This window comes from Streptococcus mitis, from assembly GCF_000960025.1.
Classification (GTDB): Bacteria; Bacillota; Bacilli; order Lactobacillales; family Streptococcaceae; genus Streptococcus; species Streptococcus mitis_DH.
Genome location: NZ_JYGQ01000004.1, coordinates 424,950 through 447,303, shown reverse-complemented (window position 1 = coordinate 447,303; position 22,354 = coordinate 424,950). Strand labels below are relative to the sequence as shown.

Genomic DNA, 22,354 nt, shown 5'->3' with positions numbered 1-22,354 from the left:
CATGGGGAGATTTTTAGACTTTGTCTTTAATCGTTTCTTTTTAGGGATGATTGCGACAGCCTTCTTTTGGCTATTAACATTGGCAGGAGGGATTATCCTTGGTCTAGCGCCGGCTAGTGCCACCTTGATGAGTCTATATGCAGAACATGGTTATAGCTTTCGGGAATACAGTTTGAAGGAGGCTTGGTCTCTTTATAAGCAAAATTTTGTTTCAAGCAACCTGATTTTCTATAGCTTTTTAGGGGTGGATCTAGTTTTGCTCTATGGCTTGTATCTCTTGGTACAATTGCCTCATCAGACTATTATTCATTTGATTGCGACCTTTTTGAATGTCCTAGTAGTTGCCCTGATCTTTTTGGCTTATACAGTATCTTTGAAATTACAAGTTTATTTTGATTTGTCCTATCGAAATAGTCTCAAACTATCCTTGATTGGCATCTTTATGAGCCTAGCGGCTGTGGCCAAGGTTCTCCTTGGGACAGTGCTACTTGTGGCAATTGGTTACTATATGCCTGCCCTACTTTTCTTTGTAGGAATTGGGATGTGGCATTTCTTTATCAGTGATATGTTGGAACCGGTCTATGAAAGTATCCATGAAAAATTGGCGACAAAATAGAATGAAGCAGTTTTGGCTACATACGCTTCTAAGAACCTACAGTTCAGTTATGATGATTATTATTGCGAGTTTTGCAATCTTACTCTCTTACGCTGACTGGGATTCACGGGAAAAGGAAGCTCAAAGAGTAGCCCAACGTGTAACCACTCGAACAGTCGATGAGGTGGAGTATTATTATAGAGAATCAGCCCAACTGGCGCAAGATTTAGTAGCCAATCAAGACCGGATACAAGGGGTTTATAAGTACTTTAGCTTGTCAACTTCTGAGTATTTTTATTGGCTGTTGGAGCACCAAGCAGCTTCGTCAACTTCTATTTCTCTGTATGAAAACATTGATGATCTTTATGTCCAAAATGACTCTATAACGGGTGTTGCAATCGTCTTGCAGGATTTTAAAGAAGTTTATGTTTCAACAAGAGATAAAAGAAGTGGTCATGTCTTGCCAGCTGAAGCCTTTAAACCGGAGGCCAATAGTTTTGGCATTCCAGTTCTGGACCCAGCAACGGATCAATCTATAGGAGTGATCTACATCTCCTTGGATCCAGAAGTTTTATATCATGCCATTGACAATACCCGAGGTCATATCCCGATGGCTGTTACTGTGACATCGCCTTTTGATACGGAGATTTTTCATATTGGTGAGAGGGTCAATAGGGAACATGAGAACTGGTTTGTCGGTTTTACCTCTCATGGATATCAGGTTCAGGTGGCAGTTCCTAAAAACTTTGTTTTACAAGGAACAGTGGCTAGCTCTGCTTTGATTGTGGGCTTGAGCCTTCTCTTTATTGTCATTCTCTATCTGACTTTGAGGAAGACTTTCTCAAATTATCAAAAGCAGGTAGTGGATTTGGTGGATTCCATCCAAGCTATTGCCCAAGGACAAGAAGGTCTTCGTATTGATACGCTTGAAAAGGATCAGGAATTGCTCCTAATCGCGGAGACGACCAATGATATGTTGGATCGCTTGGAAAAGAATATCCATGATATTTATCAGTTAGAGCTTAGTCAAAAAGATGCCAATATGCGGGCCTTGCAGGCGCAAATCAATCCTCATTTTATGTATAATACGCTGGAGTTCTTGCGCATGTATGCAGTTATGCAAAGTCAAGATGAGTTGGCAGATATCATTTATGAATTCAGTAGTCTCTTGCGTAACAATATTTCCGACGAAAGAGAAACTCTTCTCAAACAGGAATTAGAATTTTGTCGTAAATACAGCTATCTCTGCATGGTTCGCTATCCCAAGTCCATTGCCTATGGTTTCAAGATAGACCCAGAGCTAGAGAATATGAAAATTCCTAAGTTTACCTTGCAACCGCTGGTAGAAAACTATTTCGCGCATGGTGTTGACCATAGACGGACAGATAATGTGATTAGTATCAAGGCGCTTAAACAGGATGGTTTTGTGGAAATTTTGGTGGTCGATAATGGCCGTGGAATGTCGGCTGAAAAGCTGGCAAGTATTCGAGAAAAATTAAGTCAGAGACATTTTGAACACCAAGTCAGTTACAGTGATCACAAGCAGTCTATCGGGATTATCAATGTCCATGAGCGTTTTGTGCTCTATTTTGGGGATCGATATGCTATTACTATAGATTCTGCAGAGCAAGCGGGTGTTCAGTATCGTATTACAATTCAAGATGAGTAGAAAGGGAGAAAATGTATAAAGTATTATTAGTAGATGATGAGTACATGGTGACAGAAGGTCTGAAACGTTTGATTCCCTTTGATAAGTGGGATATGGAGGTCGTCGCAACAGCTAGTCATGCCGATGAAGCCCTAGAATATGTTCAGGAAAATCCTGTCGATGTGGTCATTTCCGATGTCAATATGCCCGACAAAACAGGGCTTGATATGATTCGGGAGATGAAAGAAATCTTACCAGATGCTGCCTATATCCTGCTCTCAGGTTATCAGGAGTTTGATTATGTAAAAAGAGCAATGAACCTTAGTGTGGTGGACTATTTGGTCAAACCTGTTGATAAGGTAGAGTTGGGAAATCTGCTGGAGAAGATTGCAGGTCAGCTCGGCGAGAGAGGAAAGAAAAGTCAGACCCTTAGTCAAGATTTAGATGAGACTGGATTTGTTAGTTATTTAGGGGATAAGGAGAATTGGTGGATAGGCCTATCCAAGGAAAAACAAGGCTCTTTTACCATTCCCTACTATGTCTTGGGTCAAGATTGGCAGATTTTCATTTCTGACCAACCCCTAGATGGGTTAGTCGTTACTCCCTTTAAAGCTCCCTATCAAGAACACTTTGAACGCTGGAAGTTGAATGCTGAGAAAGCCCTCTTTTACGGTTCTGTAAATCTACTACAGTCTGAGAGTCTCTTTGCCTATTACGAACCGATTTATAGGGTTATCATTCAGGGGAACCTCAATCAAATCGTGGAAGAGTTAAACCTTTTGGAGAAGGTGGTTCTTGAAAATACGCCGCGTGTTCCCATTACCAAACAGCTTTTTATCCAGTTTATCATGGATGTCTTTCATTTGTTTGAACATCTAAAGGCTGATGATTTGACGGATATTGTCAAAACGATTCATGCTATTCAAACCTTCGATGAATTGGTTCCTTATATCAAGGAAACTCTGACTCGATTCTTTGGACAATATCGGATGAATGAAAATGTGGTTAGTGTGCTAGAAGTCATTGGGCGTGATTATCAGAAGGAACTTTCCCTCAAGGATATCAGTAAGGATCTTTTTATCAATCCTGTCTATCTGGGGCAGTTGATTAAGCGTGAAACCAATTCGACCTTCGCAGAGCTTTTAAATAAACAACGCATTAAGGCCGCCCAACAGCTCTTGCTTTCGACTAGTGACAGTATTGAAGATATTTGTTATGCTGTTGGTTACAGTAATGTTGGATATTTCTATAAAGTATTCCGAAAATTGTGCGGAAAATCGCCGAAAGCCTACCGAAAACAGGTAGAAACGACACTATAATATTTGTATCCCTTTACAAAAAGTGCTATAATATCGATAATAATATCAGGAGGTTCTATTATGAAAAAGAAACCAATTTATCTATGGGTCTTGCTAATCTTGTCTGCTCTTATTTCAGCTATGTCTCTGTTTGGAATGTTGAGTCCTTTACCTAGTAAAGAAGCCCTTCGTGCCACTCAGAAACAGGTTGCAGGGGTCAGTGCTCAGCAATTAGAAGACCAGCTTAATTACACCTATAGAGTAGCAGAATCAACTCATTCTATTTTTAATATGGTCTTGATTGTGCTATCTGCTATTTTAGTGGTAGTAGCTATTGTCTTCCTTGTTCGTAAGAATTTGCAATATGCAAACTATACTTATGTCGGCTATGTTTTGCTAGCCATTATTGGTTCGATTTATAGCTATGTGACTTTACAAGATGCTGTGCAGTTAGTTCACGATGAGACCATGCGTTTAGGGATAAGTGTTATTTCACAAGCCGTTAGCATTCTCTATATCGTCATCAATGTTCTCTTCCTAGCCCTTGTCTTCTATAAGATGTGGCGTCAGCAAAAAGCCTTGGCTGAAGAAGAGGAAACAGAAGATCTTGCCTAAGTATTGACAAAAAATAACTATCAAGTTACAATCTTGGTAGTTATTTTTCGATTATACATAAAATCATGGAGGTATATATGAAGACAATTTCTTTAGTTTATATTAGTCTGAGTGGCAATACTGAAAGTTTTGTGACACGCTTGAAAGACTATCTCTTATCCCAGTACGAGGGAATTGAGGTCCAAAAGATTCATATCAAGGATTTGGTCAAGGAAGGCCAAGATTTCTATGAAATGGACCATCCCTATGTCGCTTTTTTGCCAACCTACCTCGAAGGTGGGAATGGCGTGGATAATGGAGATGTTGAGATTTTGACGACACCAGTGGGGGATTTTATCGCCTATGGTGATAATGCTAGTAAGTGTTTTGGTGTGGTTGGTTCAGGAAATCGTAACTTTAATAACCAATACTGCCTGACAGCTAAGCAATACAGTCAACGTTTTGGTTTCCCTGTATTAGCCGATTTTGAAATGCGAGGCATGCTGGGAGATATCAAACGTGTTGCAGCAATTATTGCAGATTTGTATGAGTTGGAAAGTTAAGCTTAGGCTTAGCTTTTTTATTATCTTAGGCAGTTTTATCAGCACTCTTACTTTCTATGCTCCAAGAGTTGATTGATATGGTCCACTTTTTTAGCTTCTCTTTTATAGAGAATAGCCCAAATGATGAGGTAGACAATCGCAAACTCGATAATGAGCTGGAGATAGAAGATCCAGTGAAAAGGAAACCAACCTGCCAGAGTTGCTAGTGGGATAAAGCCAGCCAGCATGAGGAAGAAATGGGTCATAGTTGCACGGAGCAAGCTCCAGTCACGGCTGAATAATCGTTTACCAAAGTTGAAGAGAATACCAATGGCTGCCCAGATCAGTGTGCAGTAGAGCAAGACCAAGGCACCGTGAACCTGATGTTGAGCCATCACTTGTCCGATCAGAGATTCAGGACTCAGTGGTGCGTAGGTATTTGGTGCATAAATGAGTGAAAAGATGATAGAGAGGATGAGGCCGATGAGGACACCAGCAGCTGCGTCGTGGAAGATTTGTTTTTTCATAGTTCTAATTTCTCCTTGATGGTTTTTAGATAACGGCGTGAAGAATAGGTGAAGCTTTCGTTTTTCAAGAAAATTTCTACTAGGCCGTTTGGGGTTAGCTTGAGATGAGAGATGGAGTTGATATTGATGATTTCTGATTGGGAAATTTGGATAAAATTGGTTGGCAGAATTTCAAGAACCTGATAGAGTCGTAAATCAATATTGTAGGTCTGGCTAGCCGTTTCTGCAAGAACCTTCCGATTCTCGATATAGAAGCGCTGTATCTTACCAATCTCAACGAGATAGACCTGATCATCAATCTTTCCTTTGATTGTTTCTTTTTGGTTCAGATTTTCTGCGAACTCGATGACTTTCTGGATTTTATCGGTTTCTTGAGGTGCTTGGACAATCAGCTTTTCCTCCTTGTAAGTTTCACTAATCTGTAGTTCTATTTTCATAAACTTCTCTCCTTGTTTTTCATACAAAATTAATCTCACTTCTTGTACATCTTTATTAATACTCTTCAAAAATCAAATTCAAACCACGTCAGCGTCGTCTTGCCGTACTAAAGTACTGTCTGCACCTAGCTTTCTAGTTTGCTCTTTGATTTTTATTGAGTATACCACTATTTTATGCCCCCTGGCAAGGGACTTTGTCTATGTGGCGGGATTTTACTCCTATGTGGCGCTTGCTTTTCTGTCCTTTCTGAAATATGGTATAATAGCACTAATCAATTTCTAGGAAAATAGATACGGAAAGGGGCTGAAAGATGTCTCATATTATTGAATTGCCAGAGGTGCTGGCAAACCAGATTGCAGCTGGAGAGGTTATCGAGCGTCCAGCTAGCGTTGTTAAGGAGCTGGTAGAAAATGCCATTGACGCGGGTTCTAGTCAGATTATCATTGAGATTGAGGAAGCTGGTCTCAAGAAGATTCAAATCACAGATAATGGTCATGGAATTGCCCACGATGAGGTGGAATTGGCCCTGCGCCGCCATGCGACCAGTAAGATAAAAAATCAAGCAGACCTCTTTCGAATTCGCACGCTTGGTTTTCGTGGTGAAGCCCTGCCTTCTATAGCGTCTGTTAGTGTCTTGACTTTGTTGACTGCGGTGGATGGCGCAAGTCACGGGACCAAGCTCGTCGCACGTGGGGGAGAAGTAGAAGAAATCATTCCAGCGACTAGTCCTGTGGGGACCAAGGTTTGTGTGGAGGACCTCTTTTTCAACACGCCTGCCCGCCTCAAGTATATGAAGAGCCAGCAAGCAGAGTTGTCTCATATCATTGATATTGTCAATCGTCTGGGCTTGGCCCATCCTGAGATTTCGTTTAGTTTAATCAGTGATGGCAAGGAGATGACGCGGACAGCTGGGACTGGTCAATTGCGCCAAGCTATCGCAGGGATTTACGGTTTGGCGAGTGCCAAGAAGATGATTGAAATTGAGAATTCTGACCTAGATTTCGAAATTTCAGGTTTTGTGTCCTTGCCTGAGTTGACTAGAGCCAACCGCAACTATATCAGTCTCTTCATCAATGGTCGTTATATCAAGAACTTTTTACTCAATCGTGCTATTCTTGACGGTTATGGCAGTAAGCTCATGGTAGGCCGTTTTCCACTGGCTGTCATTCACATTCATATTGACCCTTATCTAGCGGATGTCAATGTTCATCCAACCAAGCAAGAGGTGCGGATTTCCAAGGAAAAAGAACTGATGACGTTGGTCTCAGAAGCCATTGCAAATAGTCTCAAGGAGCAAACCTTGATACCAGATGCCTTGGAAAATCTTGCCAAATCGGCTGTGCGCAATCGTGAGAAGGTGGAGCAAACCATTCTCCCACTCAAAGAAAATATGATCTACTATGAGCAAACAGAGCCGATAAGATCCAGTCAAGCTGAAGTAGCTGATTATCAGGTGAATCTGACTGAAGAGAAACAGGATTTAACCCGGTTTGCCAAGGAAACCTTGGAGCAGCTGACTAAGCCTAGCAAACTCCATTTTGCAGAGAGAAAGCCTGCTAACTACGACCAATTAGACCATCCAGAGTTAGATTTGGCCAGTTTGGATAAGGCTTATGACAAGCTGGAGCGAGAAGAATCTTCAAGCTTTCCAGAGTTGGAATTTTTCGGGCAAATGCATGGAACCTATCTCTTCGCCCAAGGGCGAGATGGGCTCTACATCATAGACCAGCATGCGGCTCAGGAACGGGTTAAGTACGAGGAATACCGTGAAAGTATTGGCAATGTTGACCAGAGCCAGCAGCAACTCCTAGTGCCCTATATCTTTGAATTTCCAGCGGATGATGCCCTTCGTCTCAAGGAAAGAATGGCACTTTTGGAGGAAGTTGGGGTCTTTCTAGCAGAGTACGGAGAAAATCAATTTATCTTACGTGAACATCCTATTTGGATGGCAGAAGAAGAGATTGAATCAGGCATCTATGAGATGTGTGATATGCTCCTTTTGACCAAGGAAGTTTCTATCAAGAAATACCGAGCAGAGCTAGCTATCATGATGTCCTGCAAGAGATCTATCAAGGCCAATCATCATATCGATGACCATTCGGCCAGACAGCTCCTTTATCAACTTTCTCAATGTGACAATCCCTATAACTGTCCTCACGGACGTCCTGTTTTGGTGCACTTCACCAAGTCGGATATGGAAAAGATGTTCCGGCGTATTCAGGAGAATCACACTAGTCTCCGTGAATTGGGAAAATATTAAACTAAAAGGAAAACTATGTACGAATATTTAAAAGGAATCATTACCAAAATCACTGCTAAATACATTGTTCTTGAAACCGACGGTATTGGTTATATATTGCATGTGGCCAATCCTTATGCTTATTCAGGTCAGGTCAATCAAGAAGCTCAAATTTATGTGCATCAAGTTGTACGTGAGGATGCCCATCTACTTTATGGATTTCGCTCAGAAGACGAGAAAAAGCTCTTTCTCAGTCTGATTTCGGTCTCTGGGATTGGTCCTGTATCAGCTCTTGCTATTATCGCTGCTGATGACAATGCTGGCTTGGTTCAAGCCATTGAAACCAAGAATATCACCTACTTGACCAAATTCCCTAAAATTGGCAAGAAAACAGCCCAGCAGATGGTGCTGGACTTGGAAGGAAAGGTAGTAGTTGCAGGAGATGACCTTCCTGCCAAGGTGGCAGTGCAAGCTAGCGCTGAAAATCAAGAATTGGAAGAAGCCATGGAAGCCATGCTGGCTCTGGGCTACAAGGCAACTGAGCTCAAGAAAATCAAGAAATTCTTTGAAGGAACGACAGATACAGCTGAGAACTACATCAAGTCGGCCCTTAAGATGTTGGTCAAATAGGAGCAGAGCATGACAAAACGTTGTTCGTGGGTCAAGATGACCAATCCGCTCTACATTGCCTATCATGATGAGGAGTGGGGTCAACCCCTCCATGATGACCAAGCATTGTTTGAGTTGTTGTGTATGGAAACCTATCAGGCTGGTCTGTCTTGGGAAACGGTGCTCAACAAACGTCAGGCTTTCCGAGAAGCCTTTCATGGCTATCAAATTCAAGCAGTTGCAGAGATGACCGACACTGAATTGGAAGTCTTGCTGGATAATCCAGCCATCATCCGAAATAGAGCCAAGATTTTTGCTACACGCGCTAACGCCCAAGCCTTTCTACGACTACAGGCAGAGTACGGCTCTTTTGATGCCTATCTTTGGTCTTTTGTTGAGGGGAAAACGATCGTTAATGATGTTCCCGATTACCGCCAAGCCCCAGCTAAAACACCCTTGTCTGAGAAATTGGCCAAAGATCTCAAAAAAAGAGGTTTCAAGTTCACAGGCCCAGTCGCCGTCTTGTCTTTTCTACAGGCTGCAGGGCTAGTTGATGACCATGAGAATGATTGTGAGTGGAAAAGCGGTCGTTAGTATGTACAGGTAACTAGCATATCTGAGAATATAGAAAAAAGCTGAGAAATTTTTCCCAGCTTTTTATATATACTATTAGATTTGTTAGAGTGAAGTCAAAAAAGTGATTCCACCTAAAATAACACCAGCTGAATTTGGAATGATTAGTATCCAATCCTTCTTAGGTTCCTTTGTCCATCCATAAATAACCCAGATTAAGCAAGATATAGCAGCTGATAAAGGTTGAAATGGTTGAGCTTTATTTCCCTGTAAATTAGCGATAATTTGAGGTATGTAGGCAATAAATACTATGATTCCAATAAAGGCACCAATAGAACCTACGATTCGATTAATTTTTTGTTTTGTCATATACACCTCCTTCAAAAGGATATCATAGAAATTAGCGAAATGCAATAAATTCAGATACAAATTGTAACGAAAACGAATACAAAAGCACAAAAATAGAGACACTATTTATTTTTTGTTATAGTCAAAGCGAATGACTTGCTCCTGTGCATCTACATAGGCATGGACTCCGAAGGGGACAATTGCTCTCGGAGTTGCGTGGCCGACATTCAGATTATAGACAATTGGAATATTGCTGTCAATGATATCCAATAGTGTCTCTTTATAGTCGTCATAGAAAGTTTCATCCATAGGTTTCCCGACCAAGAGTCCGCTGATGACCTTGAATATACCAGTGTTCTTTAAAGTTTGTAACATCTTTTTGAAGTCTTCCGGCTCAGGCTTTTCTTCGCTTGTCTCTAGCAAGAGGATCTTTCCTTCCCAGTCTGACAAGTCAGGGAAAAGTTTGTATTCTTGGCAGAGCTCCGTGCTATCTGCGTATCGAGAGTTGTCAAAGATATCGTAGAGGGATTCGAGGCAACCACCGAGGATTTTCCCCTCGAACTGGGCAGTTCCTTGTAACAACTCAAAACCAGTGTTTTCATGACTGACACGAGGTGTCCCCAGAGCCTTGGGACTGAAGTCAGTCCTTTCATCATACCAAACGTCACTAGGGCGGATTTCTGAGATTCTTCCAGTCTCAATCAATTCTTTAAAGTAGTGAAGGCTATAGGCTAGCATTTCTTTGTCTAATTCACAAATGTCTGCTAAAAAGGATTGACCATAAAAAGTCTTGAGTCCTAGTTTATGCAACATGAGATGGTTCATGGTTGTATCCGAGAAGCCAAGAAAAATTTTTTGGTTGATAACCTTTTGTAGTTGGCCATTTTCAAAAAGATAAGGTAGTAAGCGATAGGTATCGTCTCCACCGATGGCACATAGGATCATATCGATGCTATCATCAGAAAAGGCATGAATCAAATCCTCTGCACGAGCTTCAGGATGGTTCTTGATAAAGTCTAATCCATTTAGCGAATGGGGCAAAAAGATAGGATTGAGTCCCAGGGCCTTGAGACGTTGGACACCCAAGTCCACTTCGTGTTTGACAAAGTCCTCTCCGATAATGCCACTAGATAAACTAACAATACCAATAGTAGAAATCATATTTTATCCCCCTAGAAATAGATTGAGCCTATTTTATCACAAAAAGATTAGATAGAGCTATGTGGGATGTCAGAAGAATGCTTTAAAATCAAAAAAGTAAGTGAAAAAGCAACCGCACCTGCAGTTGCTTTTTATACATACTATTAGATTTGTTAGAGTGAAGTCAAAAAAGTGATTCCACCTAAAATAACACCGGCTGAATTTGGAATGATTAGTATCCAATCCTTCTTAGGTTCCTTTGTCCATCCATAAATAACCCAGATTAAGCAAGATATAGCAGCTGATAAAGGTTGAAATGGTTGAGCTTTATTTCCTTGTAAATTAGCGATAATTTGAGGTATGTAGGCAATAAATACTATAATTCCAATAAAGGCACCAATGGAGCCTACGATTCGATTAATTTTTTGTTTTGTCATATTTTCCTCCAATTATAGAGTATCAAAATGATTGTATATAGGCAAGGAATATGCTCATTTGTTGTTATTCTCTGTACAAAATAGAATAAAATGTTTACATTTATGTTTTATAAAGTATAAATGTACTGAATTTTAGATAGAGTTAAATATTTTTTACATGATTGTTTAAAGATTAAAAAATCATGGTTCTTATGATGTTGAACCATGATATGTTTCCGTTCTTCTTAATAACGTGTTGGTCCTGCACTTGCGCTACGGATATTCAAGCGTTTCTTGAGATAGAAGCGAAGGGCTAGGAGGGCTGCTCCGATAATAGCCAGTGGCAATGGAGCAAGTACTGGGTTAAGGCTAGCTGGTAGGAAGCTTGTTGCAAAGAAGACAAGCAACCAAAGGAACATAGAAGCTAGGATAACCAGTACAGATTTCCAGAAAGGTGGACGTTGGCTGCGGTCCATATCTGGTCCATAGTATTGGTAAACAAAGTAGTACATCAAGTAGAAGGCAAATCCACCAACAAGTCCAACTAGCAGGAGAGTGACAAGTCCATAGCCGAAAGCCTGATCTGCTGCAAAGAAAGTTGTGAGGGCGCTGACGAGGGCAAAGAGGCTAGTGATGAAAAGGGCTGAGTCCATAATCATGAGTTTTGGATCATCATTTTCTTTTGGATGCTCTTTTTCATATTGTTCCTTGACAGTGAAACTATGAGCCCAGTGGGTCGGTGCGCCATAGAGGGAACGAGCAGTCGTACCCTTGGCTTGCTCCTCAAGGATTTGGGGAATAACTTCCTCAAAGATAGTTTTGATTTCAGCGTCTGATTTCCCATCTTTGATGAATTGTTGGGTAGCGATGTGGACAAACTCTTGGTTTTTCTTGGTTAATTTTTGTAGATCAATCTGAGACATAGGAACTCCTCTTAGAACCATTTTTTATGGATGAGATAGAGAGTGAGCGAGACACTCATAGCAAAAGCGATAAAGACGATTAACCAGAAGGCATTCGGCTCGCCGTTTAGGGGGATTTCATTATCCTTAAAGTTCATCCCGTAGGCAGAAAAGACCATGGTTGGGATGGACATGACGATGGTCACAAGGGCCAAGGTTTTCATGATGTTGTTCTGGTTGTTGGAAATGATAGAGGCGAAGGTCTCTGTCATAGAATGCAAGACGTTTCCATAAATGTCTGCCATCTCGATGGCCTGTTGGGTTTCAATCAGGGTGTCTTCAAGCAGGTCTTCGTCTTCAAGGTATTTCTTGATATTGCTGGTTGAGCTGGTTAATTTCTTAATCACGCGCTCATTTGTTTTGAGGGAGGCCTTGAAATAGACGATGGTTTTTTCCAATTCCATGAGCTCAATCAATTCTTCATTACGAGTTGATTGATGCAGTTGACTTTCGATTTGTTCACTCTTACGGTCAATCGAACGAAGGGCTGTTAGGTAAAGTTCTGCATTGCGATAGAGAATCTGGAAGATAAAACGTGAGCGCATGAAGGTATAGAAATTACGCAAGCGACGGTTGATAAAGACATCGAGGACCGGTAATGGTTCCAAACAAGTAGTGATAATGGTTTCCTCAGTGATGATAATACCAAGCGGGATGGTGACGTAGTAGGTGCGGTTATTTCTTTCTTCTGTGACCGGCACGTCCACGATGATCAAAGTATACTCATCTTCGATGGTAATACGAGACATTTCTTCCGCATCGAGTGGTGCACGAAGGTCGGCAATATCAATATCGAAGGCGTTAGCGATTTCGAGTGATTCATTTTGAGTCGGATTGACGAGATTGATCCAAGTACCCGGTTCAAGCGTATCGATCTCTTTAAATTCAGTTGTTGTAGAGAGAAAAACTTGTTTCATATCCCTTATCCTTTCTCATTTTTCAGATTTTTTCACACCGTACTATTATACTATAAATTCAGCCTTTTGGGTAATAGAATCTCACTTTTTTTGGTATAATGGTAAGCAATAATGGACTAGAAAGAACAAAGATGCAAGATAAAATTGTCATTCATGGGGCGCGTGCCCATAATTTAAAAAATATTGACGTGGAAATTCCACGAGACAAGTTGGTTGTCGTGACCGGCTTGTCAGGTTCAGGGAAATCCAGTCTGGCCTTTGATACCCTCTATGCGGAGGGTCAACGTCGCTATGTGGAGAGTTTGTCAGCCTACGCTCGTCAATTCTTGGGGAATATGGAGAAGCCTGATGTAGATGCTATTGATGGTCTCAGCCCCGCTATTTCCATCGACCAGAAAACGACTAGTAAAAATCCTCGCTCGACGGTGGGAACAACGACTGAAATCAATGACTATCTGCGTCTCCTCTACGCACGTGTGGGGATGCCTTACTGTATTAACGGGCATGGAGCTATCAAGGCTTCTTCTGTGGAGCAAATCGTGGATAAGGTTTTAGAATTGCCTGAACGCCAGCGCTTGCAGATCTTGGCCCCTGTCATCCGCAAGAAAAAAGGCCAACATAAGAGTGTTATTGAGAAGGTTCAGAAAGATGGGTATGTTCGTGTCCGTGTGGATGGTGAAGTCTATGATGTAACCGAAGTGCCAGAGTTGTCTAAGAGTAAGCAACACAATATCGATGTCGTGGTTGACCGTATTGTCATCAAGGAGGGCATTCGTAGTCGTCTCTTTGATTCCATTGAGGCTGCCCTTCGTATTGCAGAAGGTTATGTCATTATCGACACTATGGACGACTCTGAGTTGTTGTTTTCTGAGCATTATGCCTGTCCAGTTTGTGGCTTTACTGTTCCAGAGTTAGAGCCTCGTCTCTTCTCTTTCAATGCTCCTTTTGGCTCTTGTAGTGAGTGTGACGGTTTGGGCATCAAGCTGGAGGTGGATACTGATTTGGTAGTACCAGATGCCAGCAAAACCTTACGTGAGGGAGCCTTGGCTCCGTGGAATCCTATCTCATCCAACTACTATCCAAACATGCTAGAGCAGGCTATGACAGCCTTTGGAGTGGATATGGATAAGCCTTTTGAGGACTTGTCAGAAGAAGATAAGAACTTGATTCTCTACGGCTCAGATGGTAAGGAATTCCATTTCCACTATGAGAATGAATTTGGTGGTGTGCGCGATATCGACATTCCTTTTGAGGGAGTTGTCAATAATATCAAGCGTCGCTACCATGAAACCAATAGTGACTACACGCGCACCCAAATGCGCCTCTACATGAATGAGCTGACTTGCGGAACCTGTCACGGCTATCGTCTCAATGACCAGGCCTTGTCTGTCCGTGTGGGTGGCGAGAACGGGCTACATATCGGAGAAATTTCAGACCTGTCTATCGCAGATCACTTGGAATTAGTCAGTCAGTTGACTCTTTCTGAAAATGAAGCCATCATTGCTCGGCCCATTCTCAAGGAAATCAAGGACCGTTTGACTTTCCTTAATAACGTGGGTCTTAACTATCTGACCCTGTCACGTTCGGCAGGAACTCTTTCAGGTGGGGAAAGTCAGCGTATTCGCTTGGCGACCCAGATTGGTTCTAACCTATCAGGTGTTCTTTATATTCTAGACGAGCCGTCAATCGGTCTTCACCAGAGGGATAATGACCGTCTGATTGCCAGTCTCAAAAAGATGCGTGACTTGGGCAATACTCTTATCGTGGTGGAACATGACGAAGATACCATGCGTGAGGCTGATTATCTGATTGACGTTGGTCCTGGTGCGGGTGTTTTTGGTGGGGAGATTGTTGCGGCAGGTACGCCCAAACAGGTAGCTCGTAACAGTAAGTCTATCACAGGCCAGTACTTGTCAGGCAAACGTGCCATTCCAGTACCAGAAGAACGCCGTGTTGGTAATGGTCGTTTTATCGAGGTGACGGGAGCGCGTGAGAACAACCTGCAAAATGTCACAGCTCGCTTCCCACTAGGAAAATTCATCGCAGTGACAGGGGTGTCGGGCTCAGGGAAATCGACCCTAATCAATAGCATTCTCAAAAAAGCTATTGCCCAGAAGCTCAACCGCAATTCAGACAAACCTGGTAAGTTTAAAACGATTACAGGGATTGAGCATGTAGACCGCTTGATTGATATTGATCAGAGCCCTATCGGACGAACGCCGAGGTCTAACCCTGCTACCTATACGGGAGTTTTTGACGATATACGTGACCTCTTTGCCCAGACAAATGAGGCTAAGATTCGTGGTTACAAAAAGGGACGTTTCAGTTTCAATGTCAAGGGTGGTCGTTGTGAAGCCTGCTCAGGTGACGGGATTATCAAGATTGAGATGCACTTCTTGCCAGATGTTTACGTGGCTTGTGAAGTCTGCCACGGGACTCGCTACAATAGTGAAACCCTAGAAGTTCATTACAAGGAAAAGAATATCTCGCAGGTCTTGGATATGACCGTCAACGATGCGGTGGAATTCTTCCAACACATTCCAAAGATTCAACGCAAACTCCAGACCATCAAGGATGTGGGACTGGGATATGTAACGCTAGGGCAACCAGCTACCACCCTTTCTGGAGGAGAAGCCCAGCGTATGAAGCTGGCTAGTGAACTCCACAAACGCTCGACAGGAAAATCTTTCTACATTCTGGATGAGCCGACGACAGGACTCCATACAGAGGATATCGCTCGCTTGCTTAAAGTCTTGGCTCGCTTTGTTGACGATGGCAATACAGTTCTTGTCATTGAGCACAATCTGGATGTTATCAAGACGGCAGACCATATTATTGACTTGGGACCTGAGGGCGGTGTCGGTGGTGGAACCATCATCGCAACAGGAACTCCAGAAGAAGTAGCTGCTAACCAAGCCAGCTACACAGGACATTATTTGAAAGGAAAATTACATCATGAATAAACGCGTACAAGCATTTCTAGATAAAATGCAAGAAAAAGAACTAGATGGCATCATCATCAATAACCTTAAAAACGTCTATTATTTGACTGGTTTTTGGGGCTCAAACGGAACAGTCTTTATCAGCCGTGATCGTCAGGTCTTGGTGACAGACTCTCGCTATATCATTGCAGCCAAGCAAGAAACCAGTGGCTTTGAGATTGTGGCAGACCGTGATGAATTGGCTGTCATTGCAGGAATTGTTAAGGACATGGGCTTGTATCGAATCGGTTTTGAAGATGAGATTTCAGTTTCTTATTATCATCGTATGCAGGCCGCCTTTGAAGGAATTGACTTGCTTCCACAAACTCAATTTGTTGAAGGTCTTCGAATGATTAAGGATGAGGCGGAGATTGCAGCTATTCGCAAGGCTTGTTCTATCTCAGACCAAGCTTTCCGCGACGCGCTTGACTTTATTAAGCCAGGAAAGACTGAAATTGAGATTGCCAACTTCCTTGACTTCCGTATGCGTGAGTTGGGAGCTTCAGGCCTATCATTTGATACTATTTTAGCAAGTGGCATCAACTCTTCCAAACCTCATGCCCATCCTATGCACAAACCAGTGGAATTGGGAGAAGCCATTACCATGGACTTCGGTTGCCTTTATGACCACTATGTCAGTGATATGACACGGACTATTTATCTGGGGCATGTCAGCGACGAGCAGGCAGAGATTTACAATACGGTTCTCAAAGCCAACCAAGCCTTGATTGATCAAGCCAAGGCAGGCTTAGGTTTCCGTGACTTTGACAAAATCCCTCGTGATATTATCATCGAAGCAGGCTATGGCGACTACTTTACCCACGGTATTGGTCACGGTATTGGACTGGATATCCATGAGGAACCATACTTTAGCCAGACTTCTACAGAAACTATTAAGGCAGGTATGGCCTTAACCGATGAACCGGGTATCTATATCGAAGGTAAATATGGTGTTCGTATCGAGGATGATATCCTGATTACAGAGACAGGTTGTGAATTGTTGACCTTAGCTCCAAAAGAGTTGATAGTTATTTAAGAGTTAAACAACTCAAATGATTGACTTTTAAATTTTAAAGGTTTATACTGAAAGACGAAAACGGTAGGTGAGGCTACCATAGGGATACGGATGACTACCGCAAAGCAGTGGAGACACTACTCGTTGGTCAACAGTCCTGGTCGCGAAGGCCAAGACTAAGCTCATTACATTGCCCTATGGAGTTAAAGCTTGAACGAAAAACAGATAATTAGTTTTTTAATCCTGCCATTTTATGGTGGGATTTTCTACTGTTTAAAACAAAGAAAGGAGATAAACGATGCAAATTGACGATCATCCGGAACCGCACATACACAGCCAATCGCTGATTTGTGTCGTTCTGCCCTTATAAAGTGATTGGTCTCTGTGTATGAAACACATCATTCATACAGATAGGAGAAACCAATGAAAACTACAAAAGAAAGATTAGCAACAGCTATTCATACATCTTTAAACGAAACTCTATCTTTTTATAAGACAAGTCTAACAGGCTTGACTGAGGAGCAGGTGGAGAAAAATCGTGACCTATATGGCGAAAATACCATCACAAAGGGTCAAGAAGACAGTATCCTCAAAAAGATTTACGAATCCATTATCAATCCTTTTACGATCATCTTACTGGTCATCGCCGTGATTTCCTTGGTGACCAATGTCTGGTTGGCAAAACCAGGTCAAGAGGATCCGACAACTTCCATTATCATCGTTGTCCTAGTCCTCATTTCTGGTGGCATACGCTTTGTCCAAGAACTCCGTAGTGATAAGGCTGCGACTAATCTATCAAAAATGATTGTCAACACAGCGACTGTCATTCGTCAAGGAGAAATCCAAGAAGTACCTATCGATGATTTGGTAGTGGGTGACGTGGTTAAATTAAGCGCTGGAGACATGATTCCAGCAGATCTTCTTTTATTTGAGTCGCGCGATTTCTTTGTACAACAGTCGGGCTTGACAGGTGAAAGTGAATCGGTTGAAAAATTGGCCTTGACCAAGGCAACAGTTCAACAATCTGATAGTCTGCTAGAAGCAGAAGCGCTCGCCTTTATGGGAACCAATGTCTTATCTGGTAGTGCCAAGGCCGTGGTTTTAGCAGTTGGTGATGATACCATGATGGGGGCCATTGAACAGACTTTGAACACCTATGATGAGCCTACTTCGTTTGAACGGGAAATGAATAGTATTTCGTGGCTCTTGATTCGTTTGATGCTGGTCATGGTGCCCATCGTTTTCTTGTCCAATGGTTTAACAGATGGAGATTGGTTAGAAGCTGGCGTATTTGCTTTGAGTGTTGGTGTTGGATTGACACCTGAGATGCTTCCTATGATTATCACGGCCAGTCTAGCAAAAGGCTCCATCATTATGGCCAAGGAAAAAGTGGTTATCAAGAAACTCAATGCCATACAGGACTTAGGGGCGATTGATATTTTGTGTACAGATAAGACAGGAACTCTAACCCAAGACGAAATTGTCCTTGAATATCCTTTGGATATACATGGAGATTTGGATTTGACCGTCTTGAGACGAGCTTATCTCAATTCTTATTTTCAAACGGGCTTGAAAAATTTGATGGACAGAGCCATCATCAAACGGACTGAAAAGGAAGCAAAAGAACACGATATCCTCCAAAATCTGGCTCAAACTTTTCAAAAAATAGATGAGCTTCCCTTTGATTTTGAACGTAGACGGATGAGTGTTATCGTTAAGGATGAACACGAAGTTGTTAGTTTGGTAACCAAGGGTGCCCTAGAGGAAATGTTGACGATTTCCAGTTATGCGGAATACCAAGGAGTGATTACTCCCTTGACAGATGTTATTAGAGAAGAAATTTTAGCAGAAGTCAGACAACTAAATCAACAAGGTTTGCGTGTCTTGGGAGTGGCCTATAAGTCAGGTTTGAGGGAAGGCCATGCCTATACAGTTGATGATGAAGGGGATATGATTCTAACTGGTTATTTAGCCTTCCTAGATCCTCCTAAACCATCTGCAGCACCAGCAATTAAGGCTCTGTTAGAACATGGGGTTCAAACAAAGATTTTGACGGGAGACAACGAAAAAGTTACCCAAGCAGTCTGTGAAAAGGTTGGTTTGGATATCAATCAGATGCTGTTAGGATCTGAAATTGATCAGATGAGTAATCAAGAATTGGCTCAAGCCGTGGAGGAGGTAACAGTCTTTGCCAAACTTTCTCCTGACCAAAAAGCGAGGATTATTTTGCAATTTAAGGCTAATGGTCATGCTGTTGGCTATATGGGGGATGGAATCAATGACGCTCCTTCTATGAAGGTTGCAGATGTGGGGATTTCTGTTGATACAGCAGTAGATATTGCCAAAGAAACAGCTGATGTTATCCTACTTGATAAGGATCTCATGGTGCTGGAAAAAGGACTTGTTGAAGGTCGTAAGGTCTATGCCAATATGACTAAATATATCAAAATGACAGTGAGTTCTAATTTTGGAAATATCTTATCCCTATTAGTCTCTGGAATATTTTTACCATTTTTACCAATGGCGCCAGTCCATTTGATTATCCTAAATCTAGTCTATGATTTATCTTGTATCGCCTTGCCTTTTGACAAGGTGGACAAAGATTTTTTGAGAAATCCGCATATATGGGAAGCTAAGTCCATCACACGTTTCATGGTTTGGATGGGGCCTATCTCTTCTGCCTTTGATATTTTGACCTTTATTTTGCTCTATTTTATCATTGTACCCATGACAACAGGTCAAGCTTATGTCCATGGAGCGGAGTCTGCCGTAGGATTTATTGTCTTGTTTCAGACAGGTTGGTTTATCGAGTCCATGTGGTCACAGACTATGGTTATTCATATGTTGCGTTCAGCCAAAATTCCCTTTTTACAAAGTCGTCCAGCTTGGCTAGTCCTTGTGACAACCTTATTGGCTGCAGCCTTTGTGACCTTCCTTCCCTACAGTCCTCTCGCAATCCTACTTCATCTAACTCCTTTAAAACCGATTTATTTCATCTTTTTACTTTTCATCATTATTTTGTATATGATTAGCGTGACAATTGTGAAAAAAATCTATATCAAAAAATATCAAGAATGGCTGTAAATTTCATTTTGTCAAGAAAAAAGTACGAAAATGACGAAAAAAGTTAAAAAAATTTAAAAATAGGTCGCAAGTCGGATGTTTTTTATGGTATAATAGACTAAACTGATAGTAACATGTAGCGAAAGGGGTAGGTACATGATTAAAATTTATACAGTCTCAAGTTGTACTAGCTGTAAAAAAGCAAAAACCTGGCTCAATGCCCACCAGTTAAGTTATAAAGAACAAAACCTTGGTAAAGAAGGAATTACGAGAGAAGAATTACTGGATATTCTGACAAAAACAGATAACGGAATAGCCAGCATCGTTTCCTCTAAAAATCGCTATGCCAAAGCCCTTGGAGTGGATATTGAAGATTTGAGTGTCAACGAAGTCCTCAATCTGATTATGGAAACACCTAGAATTTTAAAGAGCCCAATCCTTGTGGATGAAAAACGCCTGCAAGTTGGCTACAAGGAAGACGATATTCGTGCCTTCCTACCACGCTCTGTCCGTAATGTAGAAAATGCAGAAGCACGTTTGCGTGCAGCTCTATAAACATCAAGGCTGGGAGCAACTCCCAGTCTTATTCTATTTTAATTTCAAAAAGAAAGAAGAAAGAGATGAAAAAAATAGTTCTTGTTAGTCTAGCTTTCCTTTTTGTCCTAGTTGGTTGCGGACAGAAAAAAGAAACTGGACCAGCTACAAAAACAGAAAAGGATACGCTTCAGTCGGCATTGCCAGTTATTGAAAATGCCGAGAAGAATACAGTTGTGACCAAGACTTTGGTCTTGCCCAAGTCAGATGATGGTAGCCAGCAAACCCAAACCATTACTTACAAAGACAAGACTTTTTTGAGCTTAAGCATTCAACAAAAGCGTCCAGTCTCTGATGAGTTGAAAACTTATATTGACCAACACGGAGTGGAAGAAACTCAAAAAGCTCTTCTGGAGGCAGAGGAGAAGGATGAGGCTATCATAGAAGCTCGTAAATTAGCAGGATTTAAGCTTGAAACTAAACTATTGAGTGCAACCGAACTTCAAACAACGACTAGTTTTGATTTTCAAGTTTTGGATGTCAAGAAGGCTTCTCAGTTAGAATATTTGAAGAACATTGGTTTAGAAAATCTCTTGAAGAATGAACCAAGCAAATATATTTCAGACAGATTGGCAAATGGCGCGACAGAACAATAGAAAATCCAAATAAATAGACTACCTGAATTGTAGAACGTAAGGAATTATGCTATAATGGTACTATTCTAAGGAAAGAGGGTGTTAGAATGGGATTTACTGAAGAAACAGTACGTTTTAAATTGGACGATTCCAATAAAAAAGAAATTAGCGAAACTCTGACTGATGTTTATGCTTCGTTGAACGATAAGGGCTACAACCCGATTAACCAAATCGTAGGTTACGTATTGAGTGGAGACCCTGCCTACGTTCCTCGTTATAATAATGCACGAAATCAAATCCGTAAGTATGAGCGCGATGAAATCGTTGAAGAATTGGTCCGCTACTACCTTAAAGGACAAGGAGTCGATCTATAACCTATGAGAATTATGGGATTGGACGTCGGTTCAAAAACGGTAGGGGTGGCTATTAGCGATCCGCTTGGTTTTACAGCTCAAGGACTTGAAATCATCCAAATCAATGAGGAGCAAGGTCAATTTGGTTTTGACCGCGTTAAAGAGTTGGTTGATACTTACAAGGTGGAACGATTTGTAGTGGGCTTGCCTAAAAACATGAACAATACAAGCGGACCGCGCGTGGAAGCTAGTCAAGCCTACGGAGCAAAGTTAGAAGAGCTTTTTGGTTTACCAGTAGACTATCAGGATGAACGCTTGACAACAGTTGCCGCAGAGCGCATGTTGATTGAGCAAGCAGATATTAGCCGTAACAAGCGCAAGAAAGTCATTGATAAGTTAGCAGCTCAGCTGATTTTACAAAATTATTTAGATAGAAAATTTTAATACAAAGGAGAGGCTATGTCACACGATCATAACCACGACCACGAAGAACGTGAATTAATTACACTAGTAGATGAGCAAGGAAATGAAACCTTGTTTGAAATCCTTTTGACGATTGACGGAAAAGAAGAATTTGGTAAAAACTATGTTCTTCTAGTACCAGTTAACGCAGAAGAAGACGAAGACGGACAAGTTGAAATCCAAGCTTACTCATTCATCGAAAACGAAGATGGAACAGAAGGCGAATTGCAACCAATTCCAGAAGACTCAGAAGACGAATGGAACATGATTGAAGAAGTCTTCAACAGCTTTATGGAGGAGTAAAAATGTTCAGTGAACATTTTTACCCTTACGCTAAAAATAAAGACCGTAAGTAAGTCTGGGAGACTGTATCAGCCCAACTCCCAGAAATCGGGAAGAGTTGGAACGTCCGGGGGACGTGTTTAGCCCTGCGCTAGAAATTAGAAACGCAGGCATATTCAGTGG

General features: G+C 41.7%; 23 protein-coding genes and 1 riboswitch. Of the genes, 16 read left to right on the top strand and 7 right to left on the bottom strand.

Going from position 1 to position 22,354, the window contains the following annotated elements; genetic code table 11:
• The first annotated feature begins 1 nt into the window (after position 1).
• From TZ91_RS09120 to nrdI, 5 genes are all read left to right on the top strand, one after another.
• Complete coding sequence (locus TZ91_RS09120) at positions 2 to 616, top strand: YesL family protein (protein WP_033686148.1); 615 nt, start codon at positions 2 to 4, stop codon at positions 614 to 616.
• Positions 594 to 2,264, top strand: coding sequence for a sensor histidine kinase (locus tag TZ91_RS09115; RefSeq protein ID WP_284697454.1), 1,671 nt, complete (start codon positions 594 to 596; stop codon positions 2,262 to 2,264). Before TZ91_RS09120 ends, TZ91_RS09115 begins: the two co-directional genes overlap by 23 nt.
• Before the next feature lie 11 nt (positions 2,265 to 2,275).
• Positions 2,276 to 3,562 carry a response regulator transcription factor gene (locus TZ91_RS09110; protein WP_033686149.1) on the top strand — a complete coding sequence of 429 codons (1,287 nt, stop codon included), beginning with the start codon at positions 2,276 to 2,278 and terminating at the stop codon, positions 3,560 to 3,562.
• A gap of 60 nt (positions 3,563 to 3,622) precedes the next feature.
• Positions 3,623 to 4,156 (top strand): ABC transporter permease, encoded by a 534-nt coding sequence (locus tag TZ91_RS09105; RefSeq protein ID WP_033686150.1) that lies wholly within the window; start codon positions 3,623 to 3,625, stop codon positions 4,154 to 4,156.
• 77 nt (positions 4,157 to 4,233) lie between these two features.
• Positions 4,234 to 4,698 carry a class Ib ribonucleoside-diphosphate reductase assembly flavoprotein NrdI gene (gene nrdI, locus TZ91_RS09100; protein ID WP_004255033.1) on the top strand — a complete coding sequence of 155 codons (465 nt, stop codon included), beginning with the start codon at positions 4,234 to 4,236 and terminating at the stop codon, positions 4,696 to 4,698.
• 47 nt (positions 4,699 to 4,745) lie between these two features.
• Here the strand turns inward: nrdI and TZ91_RS09095 are convergent, their stop codons facing one another.
• A complete protein-coding gene (locus tag TZ91_RS09095; RefSeq protein ID WP_033686151.1) occupies positions 4,746 to 5,204 on the bottom strand; it encodes a DUF3021 domain-containing protein in 459 nt (152 codons plus the stop codon).
• On the bottom strand, positions 5,201 to 5,641 hold the full coding sequence (locus TZ91_RS09090) for a LytTR family DNA-binding domain-containing protein (protein WP_033686152.1): 441 nt from the start codon (positions 5,639 to 5,641) through the stop codon (positions 5,201 to 5,203). The genes TZ91_RS09095 and TZ91_RS09090 overlap by 4 nt, the downstream gene beginning before the upstream one ends.
• Before the next feature lie 311 nt (positions 5,642 to 5,952).
• Between TZ91_RS09090 and mutL the strand changes: the two genes are divergently transcribed.
• The 3 genes from mutL to TZ91_RS09075 are packed head-to-tail and all read left to right on the top strand — an operon-like array spanning position 5,953 to position 9,084.
• A complete protein-coding gene (gene mutL / locus TZ91_RS09085) occupies positions 5,953 to 7,902 on the top strand; it encodes a DNA mismatch repair endonuclease MutL (protein ID WP_033686153.1) in 1,950 nt (649 codons plus the stop codon).
• Between the two features lie 15 nt (positions 7,903 to 7,917).
• Positions 7,918 to 8,511, top strand: a complete 594-nt coding sequence (gene ruvA, locus TZ91_RS09080) for a Holliday junction branch migration protein RuvA (RefSeq protein ID WP_033686154.1) — start codon at positions 7,918 to 7,920, stop codon at positions 8,509 to 8,511.
• A gap of 9 nt (positions 8,512 to 8,520) precedes the next feature.
• Positions 8,521 to 9,084: a DNA-3-methyladenine glycosylase I gene (locus tag TZ91_RS09075; RefSeq protein WP_033686155.1), complete on the top strand. Its 564-nt coding sequence runs from the start codon at positions 8,521 to 8,523 to the stop codon at positions 9,082 to 9,084.
• 84 nt (positions 9,085 to 9,168) lie between these two features.
• Here the strand turns inward: TZ91_RS09075 and TZ91_RS09070 are convergent, their stop codons facing one another.
• The 5 genes from TZ91_RS09070 to TZ91_RS09050 form a co-directional block, all read right to left on the bottom strand.
• Positions 9,169 to 9,432: a SemiSWEET family transporter gene (locus TZ91_RS09070; RefSeq protein ID WP_000166114.1), complete on the bottom strand. Its 264-nt coding sequence runs from the start codon at positions 9,430 to 9,432 to the stop codon at positions 9,169 to 9,171.
• A 105-nt stretch (positions 9,433 to 9,537) separates the two neighbouring features.
• A complete protein-coding gene (locus TZ91_RS09065) occupies positions 9,538 to 10,572 on the bottom strand; it encodes a S66 family peptidase (RefSeq protein ID WP_033686156.1) in 1,035 nt (344 codons plus the stop codon).
• A 152-nt stretch (positions 10,573 to 10,724) separates the two neighbouring features.
• On the bottom strand, positions 10,725 to 10,988 hold the full coding sequence (locus TZ91_RS09060) for a SemiSWEET family transporter (RefSeq protein ID WP_000166114.1): 264 nt from the start codon (positions 10,986 to 10,988) through the stop codon (positions 10,725 to 10,727).
• Between the two features lie 224 nt (positions 10,989 to 11,212).
• Positions 11,213 to 11,890: a DUF1129 domain-containing protein gene (locus TZ91_RS09055; protein ID WP_033686157.1), complete on the bottom strand. Its 678-nt coding sequence runs from the start codon at positions 11,888 to 11,890 to the stop codon at positions 11,213 to 11,215.
• Between the two features lie 11 nt (positions 11,891 to 11,901).
• A complete protein-coding gene (locus TZ91_RS09050) occupies positions 11,902 to 12,846 on the bottom strand; it encodes a magnesium transporter CorA family protein (RefSeq protein ID WP_000815623.1) in 945 nt (314 codons plus the stop codon).
• Positions 12,847 to 12,977: 131 nt separating this feature from the next.
• On the opposite strand from TZ91_RS09050, the gene uvrA reads away from it, so the two are divergent.
• The 8 genes from uvrA (at position 12,978) to TZ91_RS09010 (ending at position 22,192) form a co-directional block, all read left to right on the top strand.
• On the top strand, positions 12,978 to 15,809 hold the full coding sequence (uvrA, locus tag TZ91_RS09045) for an excinuclease ABC subunit UvrA (RefSeq protein ID WP_033686158.1): 2,832 nt from the start codon (positions 12,978 to 12,980) through the stop codon (positions 15,807 to 15,809).
• Entirely contained in the window at positions 15,802 to 16,863 is a 1,062-nt protein-coding gene (locus TZ91_RS09040; RefSeq protein WP_033686159.1) for a M24 family metallopeptidase, read from the top strand. The genes uvrA and TZ91_RS09040 overlap by 8 nt, the downstream gene beginning before the upstream one ends.
• 57 nt (positions 16,864 to 16,920) lie before the next feature.
• A riboswitch (M-box (ykoK) riboswitch) is annotated at positions 16,921 to 17,071 on the top strand.
• 194 nt (positions 17,072 to 17,265) lie between these two features.
• On the top strand, positions 17,266 to 19,926 hold the full coding sequence (gene mgtA / locus TZ91_RS09035) for a magnesium-translocating P-type ATPase (RefSeq protein ID WP_033686160.1): 2,661 nt from the start codon (positions 17,266 to 17,268) through the stop codon (positions 19,924 to 19,926).
• 135 nt (positions 19,927 to 20,061) lie between these two features.
• Complete coding sequence (spx, locus tag TZ91_RS09030) at positions 20,062 to 20,460, top strand: transcriptional regulator Spx (protein ID WP_000591165.1); 399 nt, start codon at positions 20,062 to 20,064, stop codon at positions 20,458 to 20,460.
• A 65-nt stretch (positions 20,461 to 20,525) separates the two neighbouring features.
• Complete coding sequence (locus TZ91_RS09025; protein ID WP_033686162.1) at positions 20,526 to 21,095, top strand: SP0191 family lipoprotein; 570 nt, start codon at positions 20,526 to 20,528, stop codon at positions 21,093 to 21,095.
• Between the two features lie 86 nt (positions 21,096 to 21,181).
• Positions 21,182 to 21,448 (top strand): IreB family regulatory phosphoprotein, encoded by a 267-nt coding sequence (locus tag TZ91_RS09020; protein WP_000507059.1) that lies wholly within the window; start codon positions 21,182 to 21,184, stop codon positions 21,446 to 21,448.
• Positions 21,449 to 21,451: 3 nt separating this feature from the next.
• On the top strand, positions 21,452 to 21,871 hold the full coding sequence (gene ruvX, locus TZ91_RS09015; RefSeq protein ID WP_004239076.1) for a Holliday junction resolvase RuvX: 420 nt from the start codon (positions 21,452 to 21,454) through the stop codon (positions 21,869 to 21,871).
• A gap of 15 nt (positions 21,872 to 21,886) precedes the next feature.
• Complete coding sequence (locus TZ91_RS09010; protein WP_000017620.1) at positions 21,887 to 22,192, top strand: DUF1292 domain-containing protein; 306 nt, start codon at positions 21,887 to 21,889, stop codon at positions 22,190 to 22,192.
• Positions 22,193 to 22,354 lie beyond the last annotated feature (162 nt).

What these genes read in the sequence shown, in the direction of transcription:
- TZ91_RS09120 (WP_033686148.1), top strand. Translation starts at nt 2, where the DNA reads ATGGGGAGATTTTTAGACTTTGTCTTTAATCGTTTCTTTTTAGGGATG.
- TZ91_RS09095 (WP_033686151.1), bottom strand. Translation starts at nt 5,204, where the DNA reads ATGAAAAAACAAATCTTCCACGACGCAGCTGCTGGTGTCCTCATCGGC.
- nrdI (WP_004255033.1), top strand. Translation starts at nt 4,234, where the DNA reads ATGAAGACAATTTCTTTAGTTTATATTAGTCTGAGTGGCAATACTGAA.
- mutL (WP_033686153.1), top strand. Translation starts at nt 5,953, where the DNA reads ATGTCTCATATTATTGAATTGCCAGAGGTGCTGGCAAACCAGATTGCA.
- TZ91_RS09110 (WP_033686149.1), top strand. Translation starts at nt 2,276, where the DNA reads ATGTATAAAGTATTATTAGTAGATGATGAGTACATGGTGACAGAAGGT.
- TZ91_RS09055 (WP_033686157.1), bottom strand. Translation starts at nt 11,890, where the DNA reads ATGTCTCAGATTGATCTACAAAAATTAACCAAGAAAAACCAAGAGTTT.
- TZ91_RS09025 (WP_033686162.1), top strand. Translation starts at nt 20,526, where the DNA reads ATGAAAAAAATAGTTCTTGTTAGTCTAGCTTTCCTTTTTGTCCTAGTT.
- TZ91_RS09050 (WP_000815623.1), bottom strand. Translation starts at nt 12,846, where the DNA reads ATGAAACAAGTTTTTCTCTCTACAACAACTGAATTTAAAGAGATCGAT.
- ruvX (WP_004239076.1), top strand. Translation starts at nt 21,452, where the DNA reads ATGAGAATTATGGGATTGGACGTCGGTTCAAAAACGGTAGGGGTGGCT.
- ruvA (WP_033686154.1), top strand. Translation starts at nt 7,918, where the DNA reads ATGTACGAATATTTAAAAGGAATCATTACCAAAATCACTGCTAAATAC.
- TZ91_RS09010 (WP_000017620.1), top strand. Translation starts at nt 21,887, where the DNA reads ATGTCACACGATCATAACCACGACCACGAAGAACGTGAATTAATTACA.
- TZ91_RS09070 (WP_000166114.1), bottom strand. Translation starts at nt 9,432, where the DNA reads ATGACAAAACAAAAAATTAATCGAATCGTAGGTTCTATTGGTGCCTTT.
- TZ91_RS09115 (WP_284697454.1), top strand. Translation starts at nt 594, where the DNA reads ATGAAAAATTGGCGACAAAATAGAATGAAGCAGTTTTGGCTACATACG.
- spx (WP_000591165.1), top strand. Translation starts at nt 20,062, where the DNA reads ATGATTAAAATTTATACAGTCTCAAGTTGTACTAGCTGTAAAAAAGCA.
- TZ91_RS09105 (WP_033686150.1), top strand. Translation starts at nt 3,623, where the DNA reads ATGAAAAAGAAACCAATTTATCTATGGGTCTTGCTAATCTTGTCTGCT.
- TZ91_RS09020 (WP_000507059.1), top strand. Translation starts at nt 21,182, where the DNA reads ATGGGATTTACTGAAGAAACAGTACGTTTTAAATTGGACGATTCCAAT.
- TZ91_RS09060 (WP_000166114.1), bottom strand. Translation starts at nt 10,988, where the DNA reads ATGACAAAACAAAAAATTAATCGAATCGTAGGCTCCATTGGTGCCTTT.
- TZ91_RS09040 (WP_033686159.1), top strand. Translation starts at nt 15,802, where the DNA reads ATGAATAAACGCGTACAAGCATTTCTAGATAAAATGCAAGAAAAAGAA.
- TZ91_RS09090 (WP_033686152.1), bottom strand. Translation starts at nt 5,641, where the DNA reads ATGAAAATAGAACTACAGATTAGTGAAACTTACAAGGAGGAAAAGCTG.
- uvrA (WP_033686158.1), top strand. Translation starts at nt 12,978, where the DNA reads ATGCAAGATAAAATTGTCATTCATGGGGCGCGTGCCCATAATTTAAAA.
- TZ91_RS09065 (WP_033686156.1), bottom strand. Translation starts at nt 10,572, where the DNA reads ATGATTTCTACTATTGGTATTGTTAGTTTATCTAGTGGCATTATCGGA.
- mgtA (WP_033686160.1), top strand. Translation starts at nt 17,266, where the DNA reads ATGAAAACTACAAAAGAAAGATTAGCAACAGCTATTCATACATCTTTA.
- TZ91_RS09075 (WP_033686155.1), top strand. Translation starts at nt 8,521, where the DNA reads ATGACAAAACGTTGTTCGTGGGTCAAGATGACCAATCCGCTCTACATT.